The 23080-nt window shown below is 59.9% G+C and carries 24 protein-coding genes; 6 read left to right on the top strand and 18 right to left on the bottom strand.

Annotated features, from left to right (window positions below; genetic code table 11):
* Positions 1-19 precede the first annotated feature (19 nt).
* Genes N825_RS27210 through N825_RS27190 form a run of 5 tightly spaced genes read right to left on the bottom strand, consistent with a single transcriptional unit; the run spans position 20 to position 5486 of the window.
* Positions 20-2050, bottom strand: coding sequence for a glycosyl hydrolase family 28-related protein (locus N825_RS27210; protein WP_037458907.1), 2031 nt, complete (start codon positions 2048-2050; stop codon positions 20-22).
* A gap of 32 nt (positions 2051-2082) precedes the next feature.
* On the bottom strand, positions 2083-2691 hold the full coding sequence (locus N825_RS36995; RefSeq protein ID WP_051513244.1) for a hypothetical protein: 609 nt from the start codon (positions 2689-2691) through the stop codon (positions 2083-2085).
* Entirely contained in the window at positions 2691-4604 is a 1914-nt protein-coding gene (locus tag N825_RS27200; protein ID WP_037458906.1) for a phage tail protein, read from the bottom strand. The genes N825_RS36995 and N825_RS27200 overlap by 1 nt, the downstream gene beginning before the upstream one ends.
* The gene (locus tag N825_RS27195; RefSeq protein WP_037458905.1) at positions 4601-5173 is read right to left on the bottom strand and encodes a phage connector family protein; all 573 of its coding nucleotides are present in this window, start codon (positions 5171-5173) and stop codon (positions 4601-4603) included. Before N825_RS27195 ends, N825_RS27200 begins: the two co-directional genes overlap by 4 nt.
* Before the next feature lie 43 nt (positions 5174-5216).
* The gene (locus N825_RS27190; RefSeq protein ID WP_037458904.1) at positions 5217-5486 is read right to left on the bottom strand and encodes a hypothetical protein; all 270 of its coding nucleotides are present in this window, start codon (positions 5484-5486) and stop codon (positions 5217-5219) included.
* Between the two features lie 610 nt (positions 5487-6096).
* On the opposite strand from N825_RS27190, the gene N825_RS39200 reads away from it, so the two are divergent.
* Entirely contained in the window at positions 6097-6681 is a 585-nt protein-coding gene (locus tag N825_RS39200; RefSeq protein WP_157619569.1) for a hypothetical protein, read from the top strand.
* Between the two features lie 185 nt (positions 6682-6866).
* Here the strand turns inward: N825_RS39200 and N825_RS27185 are convergent, their stop codons facing one another.
* A complete protein-coding gene (locus N825_RS27185; RefSeq protein ID WP_037458980.1) occupies positions 6867-7328 on the bottom strand; it encodes a hypothetical protein in 462 nt (153 codons plus the stop codon).
* 633 nt (positions 7329-7961) lie between these two features.
* On the bottom strand, positions 7962-8330 hold the full coding sequence (locus N825_RS39195; protein WP_157619568.1) for a DUF6626 family protein: 369 nt from the start codon (positions 8328-8330) through the stop codon (positions 7962-7964).
* A 153-nt stretch (positions 8331-8483) separates the two neighbouring features.
* On the opposite strand from N825_RS39195, the gene N825_RS39190 reads away from it, so the two are divergent.
* Together N825_RS39190 and N825_RS38135 are read left to right on the top strand one after the other, a co-directional pair.
* A complete protein-coding gene (locus N825_RS39190) occupies positions 8484-9722 on the top strand; it encodes a hypothetical protein (protein WP_157619567.1) in 1239 nt (412 codons plus the stop codon).
* Positions 9723-10338: 616 nt separating this feature from the next.
* A complete protein-coding gene (locus tag N825_RS38135; protein ID WP_198038914.1) occupies positions 10339-11169 on the top strand; it encodes a PmeII family type II restriction endonuclease in 831 nt (276 codons plus the stop codon).
* Here the strand turns inward: N825_RS38135 and N825_RS37580 are convergent.
* Positions 11159-12301 (bottom strand): DNA cytosine methyltransferase, encoded by a 1143-nt coding sequence (locus N825_RS37580; RefSeq protein ID WP_037458902.1) that lies wholly within the window; start codon positions 12299-12301, stop codon positions 11159-11161. The two genes, N825_RS38135 and N825_RS37580, sit on opposite strands and share 11 nt — an antisense overlap.
* A gap of 598 nt (positions 12302-12899) precedes the next feature.
* Between N825_RS37580 and N825_RS27175 the strand changes: the two genes are divergently transcribed.
* Complete coding sequence (locus N825_RS27175; RefSeq protein WP_037458900.1) at positions 12900-13472, top strand: tyrosine-type recombinase/integrase; 573 nt, start codon at positions 12900-12902, stop codon at positions 13470-13472.
* A 98-nt stretch (positions 13473-13570) separates the two neighbouring features.
* On the opposite strand, the gene N825_RS27170 is transcribed toward N825_RS27175, so the two are convergent.
* The 9 genes from N825_RS27170 to N825_RS27130 form a co-directional block, all read right to left on the bottom strand.
* On the bottom strand, positions 13571-14149 hold the full coding sequence (locus N825_RS27170) for a hypothetical protein (protein ID WP_037458898.1): 579 nt from the start codon (positions 14147-14149) through the stop codon (positions 13571-13573).
* Positions 14150-14211: 62 nt separating this feature from the next.
* Positions 14212-15168, bottom strand: coding sequence for a hypothetical protein (locus N825_RS27165; RefSeq protein WP_157619566.1), 957 nt, complete (start codon positions 15166-15168; stop codon positions 14212-14214).
* Between the two features lie 453 nt (positions 15169-15621).
* Positions 15622-16917 carry a tyrosine-type recombinase/integrase gene (locus tag N825_RS27160; RefSeq protein ID WP_084165105.1) on the bottom strand — a complete coding sequence of 432 codons (1296 nt, stop codon included), beginning with the start codon at positions 16915-16917 and terminating at the stop codon, positions 15622-15624.
* Positions 16918-16949: 32 nt separating this feature from the next.
* A complete protein-coding gene (locus tag N825_RS27155; RefSeq protein ID WP_245613246.1) occupies positions 16950-17798 on the bottom strand; it encodes a phage capsid protein in 849 nt (282 codons plus the stop codon).
* 236 nt (positions 17799-18034) lie between these two features.
* Positions 18035-18658 carry a capsid assembly protein gene (locus N825_RS27150; protein WP_037458893.1) on the bottom strand — a complete coding sequence of 208 codons (624 nt, stop codon included), beginning with the start codon at positions 18656-18658 and terminating at the stop codon, positions 18035-18037.
* 162 nt (positions 18659-18820) lie between these two features.
* Positions 18821-20281, bottom strand: a complete 1461-nt coding sequence (locus N825_RS27145) for a portal protein (RefSeq protein ID WP_051513242.1) — start codon at positions 20279-20281, stop codon at positions 18821-18823.
* A gap of 3 nt (positions 20282-20284) precedes the next feature.
* A complete protein-coding gene (locus N825_RS27140; protein WP_037458891.1) occupies positions 20285-20650 on the bottom strand; it encodes a hypothetical protein in 366 nt (121 codons plus the stop codon).
* Positions 20651-20666: 16 nt separating this feature from the next.
* On the bottom strand, positions 20667-21116 hold the full coding sequence (locus N825_RS27135; RefSeq protein ID WP_037458889.1) for a hypothetical protein: 450 nt from the start codon (positions 21114-21116) through the stop codon (positions 20667-20669).
* Complete coding sequence (locus tag N825_RS27130; RefSeq protein WP_245613245.1) at positions 21113-21565, bottom strand: hypothetical protein; 453 nt, start codon at positions 21563-21565, stop codon at positions 21113-21115. Before N825_RS27130 ends, N825_RS27135 begins: the two co-directional genes overlap by 4 nt.
* Before the next feature lie 158 nt (positions 21566-21723).
* Between N825_RS27130 and N825_RS27125 the strand changes: the two genes are divergently transcribed.
* Positions 21724-22356 carry a LexA family transcriptional regulator gene (locus N825_RS27125; protein WP_037458887.1) on the top strand — a complete coding sequence of 211 codons (633 nt, stop codon included), beginning with the start codon at positions 21724-21726 and terminating at the stop codon, positions 22354-22356.
* Positions 22357-22453: 97 nt separating this feature from the next.
* The gene (locus tag N825_RS27120; protein WP_051513240.1) at positions 22454-22774 is read left to right on the top strand and encodes a hypothetical protein; all 321 of its coding nucleotides are present in this window, start codon (positions 22454-22456) and stop codon (positions 22772-22774) included.
* On the opposite strand, the gene N825_RS27115 is transcribed toward N825_RS27120, so the two are convergent.
* Positions 22747-23034, bottom strand: coding sequence for a DUF2312 domain-containing protein (locus N825_RS27115; RefSeq protein WP_051513238.1), 288 nt, complete (start codon positions 23032-23034; stop codon positions 22747-22749). The genes N825_RS27120 and N825_RS27115 overlap by 28 nt on opposite strands.
* Between the last annotated feature and the right edge of the window lie 46 nt (positions 23035-23080).

The raw sequence follows: 23080 nt of genomic DNA, 5'->3' as shown, positions 1-23080 counted from the left end.
TTGATCCTCGCTCCTTTCCTCATGGGTTGCGCGCCAGGATGTGCCAGGCGGCGCCGTTCGACATCGCGGTCACCGCGTGCCCCTTCCCGGCCAGGACGATCGCCTCGCCGTCGGGCCCGCCGCCGCCGCCCTGGGTGACGGTGACGGCGTTGCCGCTGATGTCGGATTTCTTGATCGTCACCGTGCGGCCGACCGCCAGGGTCGCCGACGGCGCTGGCAGCCGGACCTCGGTCGCCCCGCCGAAGGCGCTGACCAGATAGACGCTCCGGCTCAGGTCCGGTTCGAACAGGGGGGCTCCCTCCAGGAACCCGGCGTTGCCGGGAACCAGGTGGGCCGCCGTGATCCACCACGCCGCGCCGTTCGACACCACGGTGACGAAGTCGTGGCGGCCACCGAGCGGGAACGGCCTGCCGTCGGGGCCGGAGCCGGTGGCGTCGGTCACCATCACCACGTTGCCGCTCTGGTCCATCTTCTTGATGGTGAGCGACCGCCCCTCGGCGGCGCCGGGAGCCGGCAGGCGGAACTCGACGGCGCCGTTGAAGGCGCTGACCAGATGGACCGAGCGCGTCATGTCGGGCGTCACGACGCCACCCGCGACGGGATCGACGAAGCGGGTCTCGTACCGCATCGCCTCCACCGTCAGGTCGGTCACCTGACTTCGCTTGAAGCGGTTCTTGGCCGGGTATCCGGCGTTGTAGGCGGTGAACTCGCCGCCCGACTGGTCCCAGATCGCCGGCCCGCCGCTGGCCGAGAACAGGTTGGTGATCGAGGTCTCGATCGACCCCGCCTCCAGGTACACGTTGGGCACGCCGCCCACCGACTCGGTGTAGAGATTGACCAGCAGGGTCTTGTCGGTGTCCGGCCCGATCCGGAAGCAGGAATGGGCCGTCGTCGACAGGTTCGCCTCGCAATCGACGAAGGCGTTGTTGTAGCGGCCGTGCTGGACGTGGAAGCCCGATCCGGTGCTGGGCACCCCCAGCGAGTAGACCCGGCAGCAGTGGAACTTGTTGGCGTTCGGCGTATCGCCCGCCCCCGTGCGGACCAGATGGATGCCGTGCAGCAGATGCCGCACCACCAGCACGCGGGCTAGGTTGTTCCAGTAGCAGGGCCGGTCCGGACTGTCGCCGCCGTCCAGCACGACGCCGGTTTCGGTGTCCCAGATGGTCAGGTCGTGGACGGCGTTCTGCACGCACGGTCCGTCGCGCCCGGTCAGCTTGACGCCGACCGTGCCTCCCTCGATCCGCAGGTGATGCAGGCAGGCGTAGCTGTCGGGCAACAGGATCACCGGAAACCCAGCCCCGTCCGCCCGGATGATCGACCCCGCCCCCGACCCGTGGAGCGTTTGTCCGTACCCGACCGGCAACGTCGCGGTCACCCGGTAGAGCCCGGGCGGCACGAACACCGCCGTCGCCGCCGTCAAGGCGGCCTGGATCGCAAGGGTGTCGTCGGCGATGCCATCGCCGGTGGCGCCGAAGTCCTTGACCGACGCGACATCCGCCAGCTTGTCCCGGATCGACCGCCGCACGGCGCCGGCTCCCGGTGCCACGAAGCTGCCCAGTGCCTCGCTGTCGATCGCCGGCGTCACCGTCGGGTTGCCGCCGCCGTCGAACGCCAGCAACTGGTTCGCACGAGCCGCCCTGCCCGGCAGCAGGGACGACGCCGGCAGGTCGGTCGCGGCGTAGCGCAGCGTCAGCGAGGCGTCGTCGGCCAATTGCTGGACGCAGGCGGTCAGGTAGTCGTACTCGTCGTTCAGCGCGCGGGCCGGCAGCGCGCCGCTCTCCAGGAAGTCGGTCACCCTTTCGTAGGGCAGCCGGCGCAGCAGGGTGACCTGGACGCCCTCCGCCGGGGCCAAATCGAAGATTACGGTCCCGCCGGCGCTGGATCCGCTCCCGGTCACGGCGAAGCCGCCCGTTTGCAGGGCGGCGTCGAGGTGGACCTCCATGTCCTCCGTCGCGAAGATCGGGAACGGATAGGCGAAGGCCCGCTGGATCCCGTCCGCGATGAAGTGCCGGCGCGGCGGGACCGCGCCGATCTTGATGTGTTCGGTCATGACGTGTCCATCTCCGTTCCCCCATCGCGGTCTCAATAGGCGGCGTTGAACAGCTCGAGCCGCTGGCGCTCGGCCAGCTGGGTCTGGTCCAGCAGGTTGCGCTTGCGGGTGTCGGTGACCTCCCCCGCCAGCGCCTGGGTCCTCAGCTGATCGACCGCGGTCGCCTGACGCGTGGCGGCGTCGGTCGTGTTGACCAGCCCCAGCAGGACCGCCTCGCCGGACCCGTCCGACGTGCCGCCGCCCCGCGCGCCCAGATTGGCCTTGGTCCGGCCAACCGCCCGGCGCAGCGCGTCGCGCCGGGCCGCCTCGTCGGCGGCGGCGCTGGCGTCGATCTGCGCCTGGCGCGTCGCGATGTCGGCGGCCTGCGCGGTGGTCGCCGCCTCCTGATCCTGCGTCAGCTGGCGCTTCTGGAGCGCGTGCGTCTCGGCCAGGACCTCCGCCGCGTGCTGTTTCTGATCGGCCAGCTCCTGGATCCGGTTGGCCTCCTTCTGCTTCTCGAAGGCCAGTTCATCGGCCTTCGCCTGGGCTTCCGCCTGGGCCGCCCTGCGGGCGTCCGAGGCGTTGGACAAATCCGTGACCACCCGCTGCGCGCTGGCGATCACCGGGAGGGCCTGCAAGGCCATGTTCGCGACACCACCCATCAGTCGTTCACCTTCAATTCCATGGTTACGGAGAGCAGCGTGAAAGGCAGGGGCGCATCCTGCTCGATCCGCCACAAGGGTTTGGTCCGGTCCCGCGCCCACCCCAGCGAGCGCAGCCGCGCATCGCCGCTGACCCGGGGCGGCGGGCCGTCCCCCAAGGTCCCGGCACCCAGTCGGCGCAGGGGAAAGTCGGTCAGCCCGGCGCCGACATCGGCCCGCAGCGCCGCCGTGTCCTCCAGTTGGAAGACCACCTGGACCAGCCGGTGCGCGGGACCCCGCCCGCCGCCCGCCGCCAGCGGGTTCGGCGGCAGCGGCTCGACCACGTGGGTGAAGGGGAGGCCCGCCTCCACCACCTTGGCCGGCGGGTCGAGCGTGATGGTCCCGCCCGACACCGTGGCGTTCAGCCGGAGCACCCCGTCGGCCACCACCGCGACCGACTGGCCCTCCAGGTGATCCAGCCCCGACCACGCCGCGGCCGCGGTGGCGCTCTCGCCATACAGCCCGGCGTCGAGGTGGAGCGCGTCGTCCAGCCGCTCGATGTTCCAGCGGGTCGAGAAGCCTTCCGGCCGCTGGACCAGCAGATAGACGTCGTCGCCGACCACGGCGACCGAGTGGATCGTCCCGGTGGTGTCGATCAGGGTCCAGGCGGTGACCTCCTCGGCGCGGAACAGCCTCAGCGCCCCCAAGCCGCCATCGGCCATGACCACCAGCATCAGACGGCGGACCTGGTCGTAGTCCTGGTCGATCGGCCGAACCACCAGATGCCGGGCGAGCAGGGCCAGATCGGTCGCCTGATAGGCCTCCTCGGTGTCGGCGTAGAGGAACTCGCGGATCTCCCGCCCGTTCCGCGAGACGAACAGGGTCGCCCCGTCGACATCGCGCGGTGCCACCGACCGGTCGGTCGGCGAGCCGATCCGGGTCTGCCGGTTGAGCTGGATGGTCGCGGGCGTCAGCGGCTCGCCCGTCACCATCCATTCGGCCCCGGACGTGAAGACCTGCAGGTGCCGCCCCGAGAACACCGCCCGGATCGCGTTGATCTGGTCCGACAGGATGCCGAACTCGATCGCCTCGTCGTCCAGCCCGGTGCCCAGGTCGAAGTTCCAGATATCGGCGGAACGCGACAGCCACAGCCGGTTGGGCAGCTCCCGCGAGCCGCCGATCACGAGCCTGTCCTGGTGGAACGCCGCCGACACGGGATAGCCCCGCAAGGCGGAGAACGCCTGCTCGTCCCACACCGCGGCGGCGGTGGTTCCCAGCAGGGTCTCCGCCACGACGGCCTTGACCTGCGTGGCCGACAGCACGTCGGTCACGGTGACCTGCCGGCCCGCCACCCGCAGCCTGACGCCCGCGTGCCCTGCCTGGAACACGGCGGCCGAGGCGGTCAGCGTGACGGTTCCCGTCGTGGCGCTGGGCGTCAGCGTCACGCCGACCGGCGCGAAGCGGTACCAGGGATGCCGGATCGCCTCGCCCTCGACCAGGAATTGCCATTCCTCGAGCGACCACGCGGTCTCGCCCGTCCGCTTCAGCTTGCGGGGCGCCACGTCGGGATGGCAGACCAGCAGGGTGTCGCCGCTCTGCGTCCAGGTGATCTGACCGAGCTGCGCCGCCGTCCAGGGCGAGTCGACCGTCGCGACGACGGCGTCGTCATGGTGGACGTCGATCCGGTATTCCGAGAAGGCGAGCAGATAGGTCTGGTCGATGCTGAACTCGAACGCGACCAGCCGCCCCGCCCCCCGCGCTGCGGCGCTGAACGCCATGCCCGGCCGCCGCGTGATGCCGCCGGTCGGGTGGATCAGCAGGTTGCGGAGCGTCAGCGCGCCGTTGTCATAGGCGCGCAGATCGCCCCGCCCCAGCAGCAGGCGGGAGATCTCGCCGGTGGTGAAGTTTGTCTTGTGGGAACGGACGCGGGTCATCCGTTCCGCGCCTCGATCAGGGTGAAGTCCTCGAACCCCGGCTGGGTGTCCTGTTGGACGTCGATCAGGCGCGCCCGGCGGAACTCGACCTCGGCCAGCCGGGTCAGCGCCTCCGCCCGGCTGGTGTTCTCGGTCAGCGGCAGGCAGAACTCGGCCGCCAGCCGCGCGATCAGGGCCTGGTCGAAGAACGGCGGGAACGCCGTCTCCAGCGGACGGCAGACATAGGTCAGCGTGACCTGGTCGGCGTCGGACTGGAGCGTCGTCCCCATGATGCGGTAGCCGATGCCCCTGCCCTGGCCCGGCATCCCGGCGGACAGCGCCCGCAGGAAATCGACCGGCAGGGCGTGGGCGAAGTCGTAGTCGCCCAGCGGAGGCTCGGCCAGCAGGGCCAGCGTCGCCTGGACCGTCGCGAAGCTCCAGGCGTTGGCCGAGAGCAGCGCGTCGCGCGTCGAGGCGTAGAGGGCGTCGGCGACCTCCGCCTCGGCGGTGCCGTCGGTGAAGCTGGTGATGGCGGAGGCCCCGATCTTGATCAGGGCCCTGCCGCACAAACCGATCGGGGTCAGCGCCATCTAGATGATCTCCTGTCGTCGTGATGGCCCGGCAGGCCGGCCGTCAGTCGCCGTTGGTGGCGCCGACCTGGGTCAGGTTGGCGACATCGACGGTGCCACCGCCATTGGACGCCACCAGCAGGATGCCGGCCTGCGGCGTCCCGTCGGTATCCAGGTTCGCCATGATCATGTCGCCAACCCGCAGCATGTCCGAGGCGCCGCTGAAGTACCCGGAGGTGTCCACATCGGCCGCGGGATCGATCGTGGTGAAATGCCAAAGGGTGAAGCCATTGGCGTATGCCAGGACACTCAGGTCCTTGGTCTTGAATGCCATCGCGAAATACTCCGAAGGATGTTGGAAGAACGCGGGCTCGCTTTGGCGCCGCTCAGCTCTCGAGGCAGCGCATGGTGACGACGCCGGTGGTGTCGATCAGGCAGGCGCCCTGGCTCATCATGTTGTTGACGTAATGCGCAGCCCAATTTTTAATACTATATCAAGGCCTTATAGCGCAGTTTTCTTGCTGTGTAGGTTTTGTGCAAGCCAATTATGTCTCACGCAGGGTTTCTTTGGTGAGTTCGGCTACACGTCGAAGCTCTCTGCGTAGTTGTGCGCATTCGCCCTGCAAGGGCCAATAAGGTTACTCAACGATGCAAGCGCGCCAGGGTAACACTTACAGCGAAAACCACCCTATAAGGCGCTCTGTCGCGCATCACGTTAGCTTCTACTCATCGAAAGCTTATTCATTAGCTATCAAAGGCTTTGCCCTCGATAAGAATTCCTAGCAAAACCCTGGTGTTCAAACATTAACCAATTGAAACGCAACAAACTTGACCAGTTTGGGACTTCCTCTAAGCCATGAACTCTGTAGCAGCGCGATGGTAGTTTTCTATTAACTTTTTTGATCCTAAATCTCAGCAGAGCAACTCAGAGGCGTGATGAACTAATGGAAACCATAAAAGTTGTTGGAATGCTTCTTTGGGGATCTGTATTGGTCGGCGGGGGAGCCGCAGGGAGCATTCTGCTATTGAAAGAAGCCAAGGTCGAGAAAGGCTTCTCTACAACAGGGACTTTGCGTGAGAAGAATGAGGGAACTCTACCAGAAGCACGTGTGACGATCCCAGACACGACGTCAAAGAACGGCTCCGTAAATGGTAATCAAAATAAAATAGCGCCAGAGCGGATAGCCACTCAGAGTGAGGCTATGACATCCAATGATGAAATCAAGTGCAAGAACATTAAATCCTTAGGATATGCCTGGGCAACATCTTGCGCATCCCTCAGCATGACATACGGAACACCCATTTCAGAAGGCATCAATCGTCTTATACACGCCGGGAACTGGGACTGGAGTAGGAAGTACATAGACGGTCAATGCATATTGTCGTTTCGCGTTGAAGGAGTGTACCAAGGAAATAGCTATCGAAAGATGTTAGCATGTCCGGTGAACCTCAAAAAATACGACCCAAATTGTAGCTCAGGGCTAGGAGATCTTGCTTGCGCCTCGGAGGCGCTGCAGAAGCCTCGCTAAACCAAAAGCCTTTTGGTTCGAACGATCTAAGGTGATCTTGGCCTCTATCCTGCCATATCGAACGAGCTCACGAATAAAGCGGTACTGACCAAGATCGATGCCTCAAACGTCGTAGCCCGTGGCGAGATAGTGCTCTAGCGCGAGGCACAACTGGGGACTTAGGCGACGCAAGCTCAAATACGGCATTAGGCTACCTTCTCGCCACCTTTGCGCCGAAAGTTCTTCTTCCGCTCGGCAACCGCCGCCGCGAGTTGAGCATCCAGTTCGCCAGCCTGCACCACTTGGATCAGCGTGTCGATGATCCCGGGCAACTCGTCCAGCTTAGATGCTTCCACGGCGTTCACACCCTTGCTGAACTCAAGGGGCTTGCTGCCGTAGCGGGCCTGGAAGAACACCACACCGTTAGCTCCATCAATCCAACCGCGCCGCACATGGCGAGAAGCTTCTCCGCGAACGCGCTCACCGGCCTCGTTGGTCCGATAAACCATCTTTGTTGCCTGGAACAGCTTCCCTTCCAACTGCGCGGTCACAAGAGCTTTCTGCTCCCCCAGGTAACGGACCAGCTTCGCACGGGCATTCGCCTTGGCGTCGGAGGCAATGGGAGTGGGCTTGGCAGCAGTAAGCTTCAGGTTCTTGAGCAGCGACATGTTGTTCTCCATTCCTGGTTTGTTCCGATATCGCAACGATAACATCGTCGTTCTGCGCGTCTACCGAATAGCAACCAAAGAGGGAATTTATCCGCAGGGATAAATATGCATGTTAACCCCCTAACATCGAGGAGATCGAATATGTTGAACGCACTGCCAACCAAGCCAACAATCCCACTACGCAAACTTTCTGCTGCTGAACATCAGCACATCCAAGATCGCATAAAGCGAGCTCTGGCAGCCATTCATGCTACGAACGTAGCAGCAAGCAAGCCCACAGAAGCCCTGTGAGGGCAATGGAAGGAAATAAAGCACATGATGCGCGCGGGCGGCTTTGCCGCTGCTCTCGCGCACCTGCGGGGTTGTGAGGAGTAAAATTCTTTAGACGCGTAGTTTATGGCTCCAGCCCGCAAGAAAATCGAGTGGCATTGCAGGCAAACACAACCCGAAAAATTCATAATTCATGCCAATTGCCAGAACCGACAAAATTCCCCTTCTCGACGCGTGCGAATTATTTTTGGTGCTGGAGGCTCCAGCTGCCTGTCCCATTATGTTGAGAAACCATCAGGATGTGGCGTCTGCAAATACAACCTTCGCTCGTGATCTGCTATGTTTGAGAATGCCGAGAATGCATCAGCCACCAATCCCATCTCGAACCATGCCATCCACTGAATGCACATCCCGGACCTTGTTACCGGTTGTGCGGCGCTGACGTAGCACTGGAAGACGAATGATACTGCGTCGCTCGACCTCTGCCCAGAGTTGATCTCTAAGGAGGCCAAGCGTCTTGGCATCTTCCTGTGATTTCGGGCAGGTTTCCAATGCATTGGCGATGCGATTGATCCGCACCGCAAGGGCCGTGAGAGCATTTATGCTGGGCTGGGCTCCTGAACAGGTCAGATAATCGTAATAACGCGGACTGTATCCTAGGAAGTCTCGTGAGAATGTGGAATTATTACTAGTAATTTTGAGCGCCTTAAGCGTCTCGAGTGCGAACCTCATAAGCATATTTGTTCCTCATTTATTTTGTTTTCGTCTTCGTATTTATCCGATTGTCCAGGAGCTTGGATAATAAATACGAGCACACTAACATTCAGAGGTATCTCCATTATGGATAGTATACAGGAATTAAAACAGGAACTACTGCGGAGAAAGATGGTCGATAGCGCAGCCTATGCTCGCTATGTCCTGCCTATCAACCATCCTGAGGCTCAACGCATGGCGCATTGCCGTGAACTGGATATCTGGAACAATCATCGACGCTGCAACAGCGCGTTCTGCCTACGCTGCCGTAAATCCAAGTTCAAGCAGGAGAAGAAGCTTACCGGGGAGTTCTTCGATGGCATCCCGAACAAACAGTTGGCGCAGCTCACCCTCCTATTGCCTGTGATTTCCCACTTGGGTGACGACCAACTAAATGAGACGATCAAACGTGCCAAAGACCGGCTCCGCAATTTTCTAAAAAGACAGCGTCGGCAAGATGCCCGATGGGATCGTGTGAGCCTTCGTGGCTTCTGGGAGGTGGAACCACTTAAAGTGGGGGAATGGTCAACGTTCAGCGGAATGCGGCAACAGACCTTGGAGGATCTGGATATGCCGGTGTTGACGAACCGGAGTACGGTTTGGTTACCGCATCTCCATGCCATAGTGTCTTTGGGCGAGATCACACCTCAGGAGTTCAAGAAGGCGCTCAAGGGGGTTGGCTATGCAGGCGCATATCAGGTAAAGGTTCAACCATTCTACCGAACCAAGGCCGCAACCAAGAACCTCGCGTGTACGCTGCGCTATCACATGAAGGTTGATATTCGTCGAAAAGATCCGAATGGCGAATTGGTGTGGTGGGACAAAGAAGACATTAGGGAACTAGCGGACTGGCTAGGAAGTAAACGTAGCGGTTGGGAAGCCTTGAGGTTCTCGGTCTACGCACATGACGAGCGGATTAAGAATGAAGAAGCAGAAAGCAATCAGGTTACTGAAATGAAATTAGAAGAGAATCAAGTAGACGATGCTTCTTTCAGCGGAATGTCTGAGTCAGTAGAGAGAGGAACTAGAGATCATTACATATATAATAACTACGTAGATGCTGAAGACGATACGACATGCCTTGAGATTGTCAGTGAAGGCATCGCCGAGAAAATTCGAAACAGCCATTCTGATCTATTGATTAGGGAGCTAACCGCTGGAGGGCTTGCGGTTCAGGGGCACCGCGACGTTCCGAATATATCCAAGTGGTATACGGTAACCGCCGAGGCCCAGACAGACTATCCGAGGACGCTCAGCGAGGCACATAACCAACAAGCAGTCCGAAACGGAACAATCACGGGGCGCTTACCTCATCATCCCAGCCTGCCTGGGTGCATGCTTAATCCCGAGAAACACGAAAAAATGTCTTGATATTTCAAGGACATATGGCGCCAGTCTGGTCGTGAGCTGTGCAGGGCTTATAACGTACGTTGGCATGAGGGACTTGCGATCACATCAAACATTCTACCTGAATATGTGCTCGAAGATGAAGGCGAGCTTGGCTTTCATATTTTCTTCGCCCACTTGGCGAAAACAACTGAGGTGTTCCGCAGGATCCCGTTCTCCTCCTGGAGGCGCTTGTTGTCACGGCGCAGCTGCTGCAACTCGGCCACTTGTTGTTCCAGCCGTCAGGTCTTCACCTGTGTCGCGGCCACATTGAGTGCCTGAGCGACACTGCTCAACGGCTCACTAGGCTCATCCAGCCAGACAGCCGGCGCGTCTTCTTCGTCAGATCCGTCATCGAAATGGCTACTGCGCCGTGCGTTATATCTGAAGTGCCTATACTGGTGACCCCGCATTGCTGGGCGACATCACTGGTCCGAAGCGATCCAGATTTAATGCAATCCGTTGTAGCACGCTTACTCCCCGGCCGATCTGGCGAGGCAAAGCCGGTCTCGATCAGATCTCGATTTTTAGCTTGCCAAGTTCCGCAACTTTCTGGCTTACTCCATCGCAAGTGTGAATGGAAGATATGTGGAAAACCTTCATGTGCAATGATCTTGACCTCGGTTTGGAAGTCAATAAAGCAATCGAAGAAACCAAAATCGACCCAAGCGTGCAAGCGGCGCTTATAACTCAAGTGTCCGATCTATTAAGTATTGACAGAGAAAAAGCGAGCCATATCGTTTCTGAAGCTGAACGCCTCTACAAGAATAGGATGCAGGAACGGTTTTCCGAACTAAAGGTTAGAGAGCGGTTAAAGAGAACAAATCCGTTTTTAGTAAGCATAAGATCTGTTCGTAGCGTAAGCGAATGGGCATCATTTCAAATTCAGAGTGCGTTATTTGCTTCGGAAGAGGAGGCCGTTGGTCATTTGCTTGAGATGATTGCAAAAAATTGTCATCCAAATGCGACGCCACCAGAGTTGCCGGACGATTTTGACTATCAAGTTGTCAGCGCGAACAAAATATCTGCTTATCAGGTAAAAATGAGTTGGGACTGCATGCCCATGAGCACAAGAAAAAACCTATCAAACACAATTTTTAATTTAACAGAGCATTACGCTACGATGGGGCGGCAGTTTGAGGGAATATTTGCGCCATGCTACGGGAAAGCTACAACCACCATGCCAAAAGGTCAAAAATATATTTCGATGCGCAGTCGTGAGTTTTGGCAGAGGGTTGGTAATGGGGACACAGACTACGATGTAAAGGTTGGAGAAGTCTGTGGAATGCTTTGCTCTGAATTTCGCTGCGAGGTGCAGGAAAAGCTAATTCCCCAGCTGATAGCAGATTTGACAAATGCCGCTATCCCCATCATTGGAAATCCTGATGGGACGCTGAGCTATAGAAAGCTCTTCCGCGCCATCAATATCTAGAGTTCGCTATAGCTTTCTCGGGTCGTTGCTCAAGGCTAGATGCTTTTAGCAGCGCCTGGGCGATGTGTCTGCCCACGGCGGCTGCCAACAACACTGGAACTGCATTCCCGACCAGTCGATACTGCTCGGCTCCTCGCCCGCAGAAAGTCCAGTCATCAGGAAATGTCTGTATCCTGGCGCATTCCCGGACCGAAATCGGGCGATCCTCGGTCGGGTGGCACAGAGCTGTACTGGCGTTCTGCGGCTCTGTTAAGATAGTTGGGGCGGTTTCGTCAAAAGACAGGCGACGCCAGTAGCCAGTGCGACCACCCTTTGCATAAAAAGCTCTTCCCATACTTTCTTTCTGCACTTCTATGGGAAGATCCCGCCAGTTTCCTCCAGCGGGAACCATTCTAAGGTACTTGAGCTTCCTTTCGCTGAAGCGCGCGCAATAGGAATTATCCTCCCCAGTGTCGCGGATAGCGGCGCCAATCTTCCGCCAAGATGGGAAAAGTAGACCTCCTTCGCGCGAATGCGTTGGTGCCGGGAAAGTGGGGGATGATCCGTCTCGATATCCAACAAAGAAGACACGCGTCCTGGCTTGCGGGACGCCATAATCAGCGGCGTTCATCACTTGGTAGGAGACTGAATAGCCAAGCTGGCAAAATCTGGACAACATCTCTCGCAATAAGCTGCCATGATGTTTGTCAATAATTTTTCCATTGTTGTTGTATGGTAGTTCGCGCCATTGAACTGAGGCTGAAAGTATACCCTTTACGTTCTCCATCAGAAATGCTTTAGGTCTAATCTCATCAACAAGACGGATGAACTCGAAAACTAGCGGCCCGTTCTTTTCGTCGGAGCCACCGCGCCTTTTTCCGGCGGTGCTGAAGCTCTGACAGGGTGGGCCGCCAGACAGAAGGTCAACGTCTACCGCTCTAGGGCCGACTAGATCCCAAATGATAGATTTGGTGAGGTGTCTGACATCGCCGTTATAAATTGGTAGGGACGGTCTGTTGCGCTGAATGGTTGCAACCGCTGCCGGATCGTTTTCGGCTGCTAGAAGGGGGGCAAAGCCGGCCTTTTCTAACCCGAGATCCAATCCCATTCCTCCTGAGAAGAGGGAGATAAACGACAACTGGTCAGGAGGCATCTGGTTTCTGGGCTCTTGAGGTTAGGTGCGCATTCATTAAGAGAGACAAATCCACCACCCATTGTACGACGGGTGTGGCATTCGTCAACATCTTGTTTTCTACTGTAGTCGCCGGCTCTCGGACATACTATGTCGCGGCCCGTTGCAGCATTCCAGGCGCCTCACGCCCTGCCGACACGTCAGGCGGTTTGGGGTCAATTCCTCAGTTCTGTAGGTTCCCGCCTCAGTCGCCAATCGGTTGCATTTCCCGCTGTGAAATGGAGCAGTTTTTGAACTCGTGGGCTGCCATTGCACGCTCTTAGTCGAGCCAACCTGCTTGCAGTGACTGAGTAAAAACATCGTGAAACGTTGTTAGGCGGGTAGTATCAAGTAGAAGCTCGCCTCAGACAAGGTCAAAGGCATGCAATGTTCGAGTGATTAAACCTTCATGATGCTGATCTCACGTAGCTGCCTGACGACACTAACGTCACACAATACACATTTTATGAGGTTTCGCGCAAAACCCGCACAAACATTGGGCTTCAATCTCCGGTCGCTCTGCGCGCCTGAAGACAACATCATGAAAGTTAGCAAGCACAACTTTTTATGAGGTTCTCCAATGAAGCAGGCCAAAGTCCCTACAGACCAGGAGATCAAACGCCTACTCGCCCTTGTCCAGCAAGAGCGTCATGCAGCTCGCAATCGGCTTGCGCTCATGCTGTCCATGTACGCAGGAATGCGTGTGGGTGAGATCGCCCAACTGACATGGGGAGACCTGTTGGACATCGATGGCGGCATTCGTGACCAGATTAGGCTCAGCAGTGAGATCACAAAGGGTGGGCATGCCCGTACGGTGTTCGTCGGGGACAAGCTGCGCCGGGAACTGGAACGCTATAGAATGAGTTTCGAGGGTAGGCTACCAACTCCGGAAAAGCCCTTGCTATTGACACAAAAGCGTACTGCATTCAGCCCTAACACTCTTTGTCAGCTGTTCGCTCAGCTATATGAGCAGGCAGGCATTGACGGGGCCAGCAGTCACAGCGGGCGACGCTGGTTCATCACTCGCCTAGCCCATAGTGGTGTCAGCCCCAAGGTCATAATGACCCTTGCAGGCCATAAACATCTCACTACGACCCAGCGGTATATTGATGTGAACGATGAGATGATGCGTGCAGCCGTAGAGGTTTTGTGATGACAGTCATACTAACGGCGGCTGATCACTTCCATTATCCGCGACAGAATGCAGCGAAAAGCCGGCCTCTCATTGGAACTGATCATCCGCCGTTGGTATCAATCGTTTCCAGCTAATCGTATCAAGGTTTTCCAGTCTGGTAAAGCTGCTACCTCTTTGGAAGGCTCCAGCCGCGCCATCGCGATGACAATGATTTCCCGCTGTGCCGTGTTGACTGGATTTACGAGATCCGGGCGAAAATCCCGTTCCATCACTGGTAGCGGCAACTCGTACTCGAGGACATTTCCATATAACTTCAAGGCCTTGATGCTTTCAGGCTTGCAAAATCGGGCTTGCTCTTGGGCAGACAGCTGATCGAACCGCTCTTGAAGGCGTTCGGCATCTCGGTTGATCTGCTTTATTGTCTCTTTGTTGGTAGCTGACCTAACCCGCTTGAGTAGAGCACTCGCAAGTTTCCAGTATGCAGCGGCATCGCCAGCTAAATCTGGTCCGCTACCTGCCAGCTTCCGCTTCTCAGCACGCAGCTCAGAAAGACAGTGCTCGTAATGCCTGATTTCATCGTCCGTTAAAAGCCCAGCTAGGCTCTCCTTAGCGATAGCGGCCTTGGGGCTGTGTTCGAGCCTCTGCAACCACAGCTGCAAACGGGCTGCGTAGATGCCGCTGAATTTGTCAGTCATGGGGGTCCACTCAAAGTGAGAGCGGGTGGCTTGACCACCCGCTCTGGCATGGAACTAGGCGCTTATGGACCGGTGCTCAGCAGTAGAGGCACCTTAGCAAACTGCTTACGAAGTTTTTCCTCCATCTTCGCAGGCACGTTGACCGATACATAGCCGCATCGTTTGGCTATTTTCGGCAGCTCGTCATCAAGCACTTTCTGCTCAATGTTAACTTCGCCTAGGAGGTCCAATTCGTCACCAACTGCCCGTGCAACGATGATTACCAAGCCCTCGGTCTGGTTGATTGAAGAAGGTCTCGGAATTGTCGCAATGGCGTTGGTTAAGCTCCTATCAGACAAGGCTGCCCGTCCTTCATCCGGGCTTGCTTTGACTTTCGGGGAAACGGCATTTGCAGCTTGATCAGCAGCAACAATGCCGTTCAGTTTGTCTCCATATTCCTTGCTCCGGAAGTTTTCGATGAATAAAGCTACAGCTTCAACTGCAACCTCATTATCGTGCAAGTAACGAAATACGTTCGCATACTTTTCAGCACTTCGGTTATGCCGCCATTTGACCAAGTTATCAGAGCCTTCAAACTTTACGCTCGGCACTGAATAGTCGAACTCTCCCCACATCACCTTAACCATAGGCAGAAATGAATTCCCGCCCTGGCCAACAGGTACTTGCCGCTTGGTTGCGGCCTGAGCGAACTCGTGCCTACCTTGCTCGCTCATGATATAAAGGCAGTCATCATAAGCTAGCTGTAGCAGACGATAAGTGCGTTTATGGCCCCAATCGTCGTACGTGCTGCGCTCCTTCTGGACCTTCTGCAAGCGGTCTAACCGTTGCTCCAAGCTGTCCACTTTGGACGTAAGAGCCTCTTTCTCCCGTTTGATGGAGGCCAGAAGAGCCTCGGTGCTGTTGGCATCGGCTACCGTATGGGCAGCGTCCGCTTCAGTGAGTTCGTCCTGCCCGATTGAGACACCATGAGAGTAAACCTCAGTCGTAGCACTAGTCTTGGTTGTAGTAACGTCCGTCATGTTGGGCTCCAGTTGGATGCTGTTCCGTGGAGTTGCCACGGCGAACCGACCATCCAGTCCGATCTTACTGCCTGTCGGAGCCATACAGACCGCAGCCGCAGCTATGAAACCGCGACAAGCCACTTATACAGCCGAAGTTTTAACAAACCGTTAACATCATTAACAATGATGTCATTCCTCACTCAAAGTGGGAGGTGAAACTGTTCCCCTCGACACGCTTCCGGTTCAGATACCCGAGAAAGTTTTAGCGATCTGCTACCGTTCAACTACCTGCTAGTAGTATACTTTGTCGAGCGTTCCCAGGAATAAAAAGCCACAATAAACTCTCTGAAAAATTGATATCGGTCACATGTGCCAAGACGTATATTTATAGCACTTTTCTCCCTTACTCTCAGTGAGTGCTACAACCTGTTTGACTATCCATAATAGCAGTGTTCGTAATGTAATTTACCATTACATAAAGTCGAGATACTGCTGTCGGATTTCCTGATCTTCAGTGAGCTTCTGCACCTTGGTCAAGTGCAAGGCTATCGTTTCTGGAATAACATGGCTATAGGTGCGCTCAATTTGTCTGACTGAAGTTCCACAGTTTTTCGCCAACATGTATATATCCACACCTGATCTCAGCCGCTCCGTGACATAGAAATGCCGCAGGCTGTAAAGGGTAATCGGTTGACCTTCGATATCCTCATCAATTTCCAGCTGTTTAACTACCCTACTCCAAGTACTGTGGAAGCTACCGTTAGGCTCGCCTCTCCAGTCAACGAAGACATGGTTCTTTGGTGATGGATCGGGATGCATTGCACGAATTCGTTCGATCGTTGCAATAACTCTCGGCTGAGGAACACAGACCCGCTTTCCAGTTTTGCCAGCGGCTGTACGCAGTGAGATCTGCTTTTGGCCATCTTCGCTTTCGAATGTCGAAATGTGCCCCCATTTGAGTTGCCGCGCCTCGCCAACACGGAGCCCACTGCTCGACATGAAATGCACGTACTCGATGAACATCGCGCGATGAAACTTCACCCGCACATCATTAACCTTGTCGCGCCAGGGGATTAGGTACGCGATGAGCTTTGCCCACTGCTCACGTGTCAACGTGCCACGCTTCTTCCTCTCATGCTTGATCGTCGGCAGGTGTGGCACCTCGCGCTGCTGTAGGAGATCATCATCAACAGCCTGTTGGAATATCTGTCTGATCCAGCTACACATCATTTCTTCAGCAGAAGGGGTATAGAGACGCGGCATCGTGCTCCATGTTACCCGCCGCCCATCGCGGATTTCGCTAACCCTCTGCGGTCCGGCTTGTACTGCTTCCAACGCGACTTTGCGCTGGTGAGCATGAAACCGTCTAATGACCGGTGGCGTAAGTTCGTTAAGGTCACGCCCCTTGAAGTACGGGATCAGCCTCTTCGTTACGGCATCGCGGGCCAATCTCTCCCGAAGCTTGCTGAGCTTTCCGACCTCAACCCTGTAGGGTAGTGTATTCAGCCAGTTCATAGCTGCTTCTTCAAAGCTGGGAACGCGCACTGATAGGCCGCTGCGCTGCCTGCTAAGCAGGTCGGCATGCCGCTTCTGCGCGACCAGTTTGGCTTCCTCCAGAGAGGCCGTTCGCGTGCTCTTACGCTCGTAGAAGTTAGCTTCGCCAGTGACCCTGATCCGATAGTAAATGCTGGGTCCACTACGTTTATAAAGAACGATTTCACCTGCACGTTCAACGTGTAGGATTACTTCTGAGGGTTCGTTGTGCATGAGATTTTGTGTAGGATCCGTGCATTCGAGGGTTAGAACCTATTGGCAACATTAAGCTTGTGGACACTTGTGAAAGTCAATGCACCCTTGTAAGCAATTGATAACACAGATATAATTAATAGGATCTTAATGTTGTTGACGAAGTGCGACGCGCGGTCGCCGTGCCACGTCACGTCGGTGGTGACGTCGGCGCCGGCGGCGTGGCCGATGGCGGTCTTGTGGTACCAGTGGCACGACCGGACATTGCCGTTCAGCGTCGTGCCGGAATGCGGGATCCACAGCGTGCCGAGCCAGCGCTTGGCCTGGGTGCCGCGCCACGGCAGCTCATCCGCCCCGACATAGTCGGCGCTGGCGAACTCGTCGATGCCGAGCAGCTGGCTCCACTGCTTCCAGCCGACGATGGCGTAGCGCTGGCCGTCGTCGGGCACGTCGGCCATGCCCATCTTCTCGAACGCGGTCAGCACCTTGGCCTTGGTCATGCCGTCGGTGTTGAGCCCGGCGTAGTTGGTCGAGGTGTCGAGCTGAGCGATGATCAGCTCGTCGGTCTTGCGGCCCAGCGCGTAGGCGCCGGCGTTGGTGATGACCGCGCGCTCGTCGATGTTGGTCTTCAGCTCGTCCAGCCGGTCGACCCAGTCGCCGGCGTAGAAGTCGGTCAGGATGCATTCGACCGGGGTGTGATCGACGTTCATCACCGGGATCTTGCCGTGCCGAGCCTTCGGCGACGCGACACCCTTGCCGACCTTCTGGAAGATCGTCGAGGCGGCCTTGACGTCGCCCTTGCTGCGGACGGTGGCGCGCAGCTTGGAACCCATCCGTTGGAAGCTCTCGTGAACCTCGCGTTCGAACTGCTTGACGAAAGCCTTGTCGATGGTGGTGGACATGGAGACTGGCCCTTTCCAGGAGGTTTCGCGAAATCGCGGACAATAAAAAAGGCCGGCCCCGCCGCACCCCTCGAAGGAGCGCGCCGGAAACCGGCCCCGCCGTTGAACCCACCCTACCGTCGCCGCTGACGGAGTTCAGGTGTTGACGACTAAAAATGTAGGATTTTATTCCTTTTCAGTCAAGCGTTATTCGCCGTCGCCGCGACTTTTTCAGGGTGATGACGATCGCGCGCCCCTCATCCCCGGTCGGGATAGAGTTGGCGGAAGCCCTCCGTCACCTTGGAGAGCAACGCCGGGTCGCGGTCTCGCCAGTAGCGCGGATCGCGCATCATCTTGTGCAGGTCGGCCTCGTCGCCCGCCGGCTGGGAGGTCCCGGCGGAGCGCAGCGCCGCCGGTTCGGATGCGGTCATCATGCGGTGGAGGGCGACCACGCCGTCATAGCTGGTGGTCAACCCGTCCAGGGCCGCCGCCGGCAGGTTCTTCTTGGCCCAGGCCAGCAGCTGCCGCGACATCTCGCGCCACGCGTCCTCGCCGCCGAAATGGCTGACCAGCCGCATGACCTCGCGTTCCGCCTCGTACTCGAAGGCGACCTGCCGGATCATCGGCACCAACCGCTCGGCCGCCAGATCATAGAGGAGCTGCGCCTGTTCGGGCGTGAAACCGGCGGCGTGGAGCCGGCTGTTCATCTCCGGATCGGATTCGAACAAGCCGTGGTCGCACTTGATGCAGTAGCCGTCCGGAGCATCCGGCACGCCCAGCAGCCGCAGCAGCGCCGCGCGGTCGGGCACATCCCCCGGGATCGCCGGGACCGGGGTGGAAACGGCGGGAGCCGTCGGGTCGATCAGCAGGGAGTCGCTCATGGTTCGTGATCCTCGTTCTATAAAGATGGGGTTTCAAAAGCTGTAGGTCGGGTAGAGCGCAGCGGCACCCGACACCAACTCGCCTGCTTGTCGGGTGCCGCTGCGCTCTACCCGACCTACAGAATCAACATTTTGACCGGTCAGTATTCGATGCTGTTGGCATCAGTCCGGAACCGCGACCGCCCGGACCAGTTCGGCCGGCACGCCGAAGGACCGCGCCAGCCAGCGGGCGGCCGCCGCCTGATCGACCACCGCCTCGCCGTCCTTGCCCAGGCCGGCCGCGACCTCCAGCCAGTGGAGGGTGGCCTGGACGTCGCGCTGCGCCTGCGCCTGCGCCAGGGGCGAGCGGTATTGAAGCTCGACCGTCCGGCCATCGACCGCGATGTCGGGGATCTCGCCGCGCCGGCGGAGGATGGCGACCGCCCGCATCATCAGCGGCGTCAGCAGTTCCGATTGCAGCCGGCCATAGGTGGCGCCGAGCAGCCGCGACATCTCCGCCGCCCGCTCCAGCACCTCGGTGGCGGTCATCCTGCCGTCCTTCACCTGTCCCAGCCGGTCGACCAGCAGCGCGTGCCGGATGCGCCGCCGCAGATCGTCGAGCACCAGCTGCGACACGTCGAACCGGCCGGGTGTCGCCAGCGGCGTCAAACCGGCCGAGCCAACCGCCTTGGGAATGATGGTTCCCGGCACCAGTCGGATCGTGCCGGGGTTCAGCACCCCGTCGTCATCGGCCTGCCAGATGCCGGTGACGGCGATCGAGGCGTTCTTCAGCACCAGTTCAACCACCTTGTTGGCGGTCTTGATGTCGGGCAGCGTCTTCATGACCGGCGAGCGGCCATAGGTCTCGCCCGGCGCCTTCAGCCAGCGGAAATTGATGAAGGGCGACCGGGCGAAGCGGCCTTCCGCCAGGATCGCGGCCTCGGCCAGCCCGCTGTCCAGGATCACGGTGTAGCGATAGGCCGGCCCGTCCTTCAGGACCGCCTCGACCACCGCGAACCGGTCTTGCGGGTCCTGTGCCGCCGACCGTTCAAGCGGTTCCGGGATGGCGGCGTCGGGAAAGCGCAGCCGCAGTTGCGCCAAGGTCAGCTCGCTCCGCCGGAACGTGCCGTCCAGCCTGCCGTCCGCCCCCTCCTCCAGCACCGCCTCGCACAGCGGCACCGCCGTGAAGCGGAAGCCGGAATAATCCCCCGGAGCCGCCTCCTCGAACAGCAGACAGGCGGTGCCGGCCGTCACCAGATCCAGGTAGCACTGGTGCATCTCGACCGCGAAGTTGGAGCGATCGAAATGGGATTGCAGCGTGGCCGCCACCATCTCCAGCACGGGGGCCGCCGCGTCCCGCTCCGGCTCGGTCAGGTCGGGGCCGGGGGTCAAGCCGAACCAGCGCGACCACGGCGGCGTCAGCTGGGCCAGCAGGCTGGCGGCCAACTGCTCGACCGCGTCGGCGGCGGTGCCGTCGAACAGCCGGTCGATCTTGCGCGATCCCGGATTGCCGCCCGATCCTCCGGTTCCGAATCCGCCGCCATGCGGCAGGGCGTGGTCGTAACACTCCTGCCAATGGGCTTCCCACACGCTCCGCCGCGCCTTGGCGGCGCCGTAACGCTGAAGCAGCGCCGAGGCGTCCATCGCCTATTCCCCCAGCAGGCGCTTGCGGATGGGAGCCGAGCCGGAACCGGCCTGCTGGAGCACACCGCGCCACGAGGTCAGGACGGTGCCGGTCAGGCTGCGGTCCCGCTTGGCAAGGGCCCGCTCCGCCGCCGCCACGGCGTCGGTCTCCGCCGGGGTCGGCGTGGTGGTGGTTGGCGTCGGGGTGGGCGTCACCACCGGAGGAGTCGTCTTGGTCTCCTCGACCACCGGGGCGACCACCGGCGTGACCACGGGCTCGACCTCGACCGGCTTCGTCACCACCGGGGTGGGGGTCACGACGGTCGGTGTCGTGACCGTTGCCGCGGCGGTCACGACCGGCGCCTTGGGGGGAGAGAACATCTTCGCCATGGGACCAAAGTCTCCTTCAGGAACAAGCCAGGGAAGCGGCGGGAGCCTCCGGGGCTCCGATCGGCGGTGCCGGGTTCAGCAAGCGCCGGTAAAGCTGCCAGGGCGTCAGCACCCAGGGGTCGTGCAGTCCCAGCACCCGCTTGGTGACCTCGACGCAGGTCAGGGGCCCCCACGGCGCCGGCGTCTCCAAATCGCGCCGGACGGGGGCCGCCACGACGGCGTGGCCGCGCTCGGCGAACCAGCCGACCAGATCGAACCCGGCGGCGACCGGCTGGACCGCCACCTCCAAATGCGGCGACAGCGGATCGACCGTGATCCAGTGGGTGCCGTCGTTCAACGTCACGAAGCAGTGGCGAAACCCCGGCCGCAGCAGCCGCAGCCACCACAGATCGGCATCGCCACAGAACACCACCCAGGCGCGCGGCTCGGCGCGCGGCGGGGCGGCGGGCGACAAGGTGCCACTCATCCCAAGGCGGCCGCGGCGGACGCGGCGCCCCCGCCGACGATGCCCTTCTCCCGCAGAACGGGGTCCAGGAAGGCCAGCGCCTCGCGCCACAGCGCCGCGGCGCGAACCTCCAGCCGCCGGTCCGGGTCGGGCGCCATCAGGCGCTTGCCGTAATGAACCAGCACGTGCAGGTGGTCGCGAACCAGTTTTCGCTGGCGGTACAACCGATCGACCACGCGGAGCAGATCCACGGGTTCGCAGGGCCGCGGCACGGTGCCGCGCCCCGCGACGATGCGGGCGCCGGAAGACCGGGCCTCCTGGGCCTGGACGAACCAGAACCACGCCTCCTCGGTGGTGTCGAACGGAACCGAGAAATCCTCGGGATCCGGAGCGCCGCAAGGAAATCCGGGGCTCCGGAGCGGGATCGAGCGGTGGACGGGAATGGCTGGGATGGGTTGGTGGCCGGACAACGCGGCACCTCCTGGACGAACGATTTTGGGGGAGGAGCGTCGCCAAACGGGAACAACGCCCTTGATGTTCCCGTTATGTTCCGTTTTAATTCCTACGTCAAGCTTTTTATGAAAACGTTCCTAGGGACACGAGGACCAGAATATGTGAAATTGTTCCCATGCTTAAACATTCCGATATCTGGCAGGCGATCGATCGCCTCGCGGCCCAAAACGGGCTGTCGGCCTCTGGCCTCGCGCGGCGGGCTGGACTGGACCCGACGACGTTCAACAAGAGCAAGCGGACCACCAACGAGGGCAAGCTTCGCTGGCCGTCGACCGAGAGCCTGTCGAAGGTGCTGGAGGCGACCGCCAGTTCGTTCAGCGACTTCGTCGGGCTGGTCGACAACGAGACGGTCAAGGGCACGATGCAGCGGATCCCGGTGATCGGGTACGCGCAGGCGGGAGCCCAGGGCTTCTTCGACGACGCGGGCTATCCCGTCGGCACCGGCTGGGACGAGCTGCAGTTCCCCCATGTCGGCGATCCGCAGGCCTACGCGCTGGAGATCAGCGGCGACAGCATGGAGCCGGTCTATCGCGACGGCGACATCATCATCGTCTCGCCCTCCGCCAGCCTCAGGCGGGGTGACCGCGTCGTGGTCAAGACGACCGGCGGCGAGGTCATGGCGAAGCAACTGCTCCGCTCGACCGCCAATAGGATCGAGCTCCAGTCGATCAACCCGGCCCACCCGCTCCGGACACTCAGCCCGGCGGAGATCACCTGGATGGCCCGCATCGTCTGGGCGAGCCAGTAAGGTCCCGGCGAACCAATCGCCTGCCACAGTTGGAATAATCGGATATCTCTGGAATAAATTCCTTTACCCGAGCGTGGGTTTGTGGTCACATCAAGGCATGATGGATGACCTTTACCGAACCCATTCCGGGCCCCCACCCCGCGCCGCCCTATCGGCGGCGCTTCTCGGCGGCGTCGCCATTCGCGACTTCCACCAGATCGCGGCGGCCCAGCGCGTCTTCCGCCGGCTGGCCGCCGATGCCCGGTTTGGGATCTCCCGCCGCCGCAAGGACTGCGGAGCCTCACCCCAAACCGATGGCTGGCTCGGCCGCCTGACCGGCGACCTCACCCTCTACCGGAACGCCGCCGAGTCATGGCGGCGCTTAGCCGCCGCCCGGCCCGGCTCCGAGGCTCACTCCATTCCAAGCGCCATCTTGTAGAGTTCGATCAACTCCTCCTCCTCCTGGCGCTCCTCCTTGGCCTGCTTGCGGAGCCGGATGATCGCGCGGATGATCTTCACGTCGAAGCCGGTCCCCTTGGCTTCCAGATAGACATCCTTGATGTCGTCCGAAATGCCCTTCTTCTCCTCCTCGAGTCGCTCGATGCGCTCCACGAAGGAGCGCAGGCGATCGGCGGCGATGCCGCCGACATCGCTCGTCGGGCCCGCATCGGCCCGCGCGGCAACTGAAGTGTCAGTCATGAAATCCTCGTCACCTGAATCGACCAGTCGAGGGGCACCATAGCCA

This window comes from Skermanella stibiiresistens SB22, assembly GCF_000576635.1.
Classification (GTDB): domain Bacteria; phylum Pseudomonadota; class Alphaproteobacteria; order Azospirillales; family Azospirillaceae; genus Skermanella; species Skermanella stibiiresistens.
Note: the sequence above shows the minus strand (reverse complement) of the source record. Positions and strands in the feature narration are given on the sequence as shown.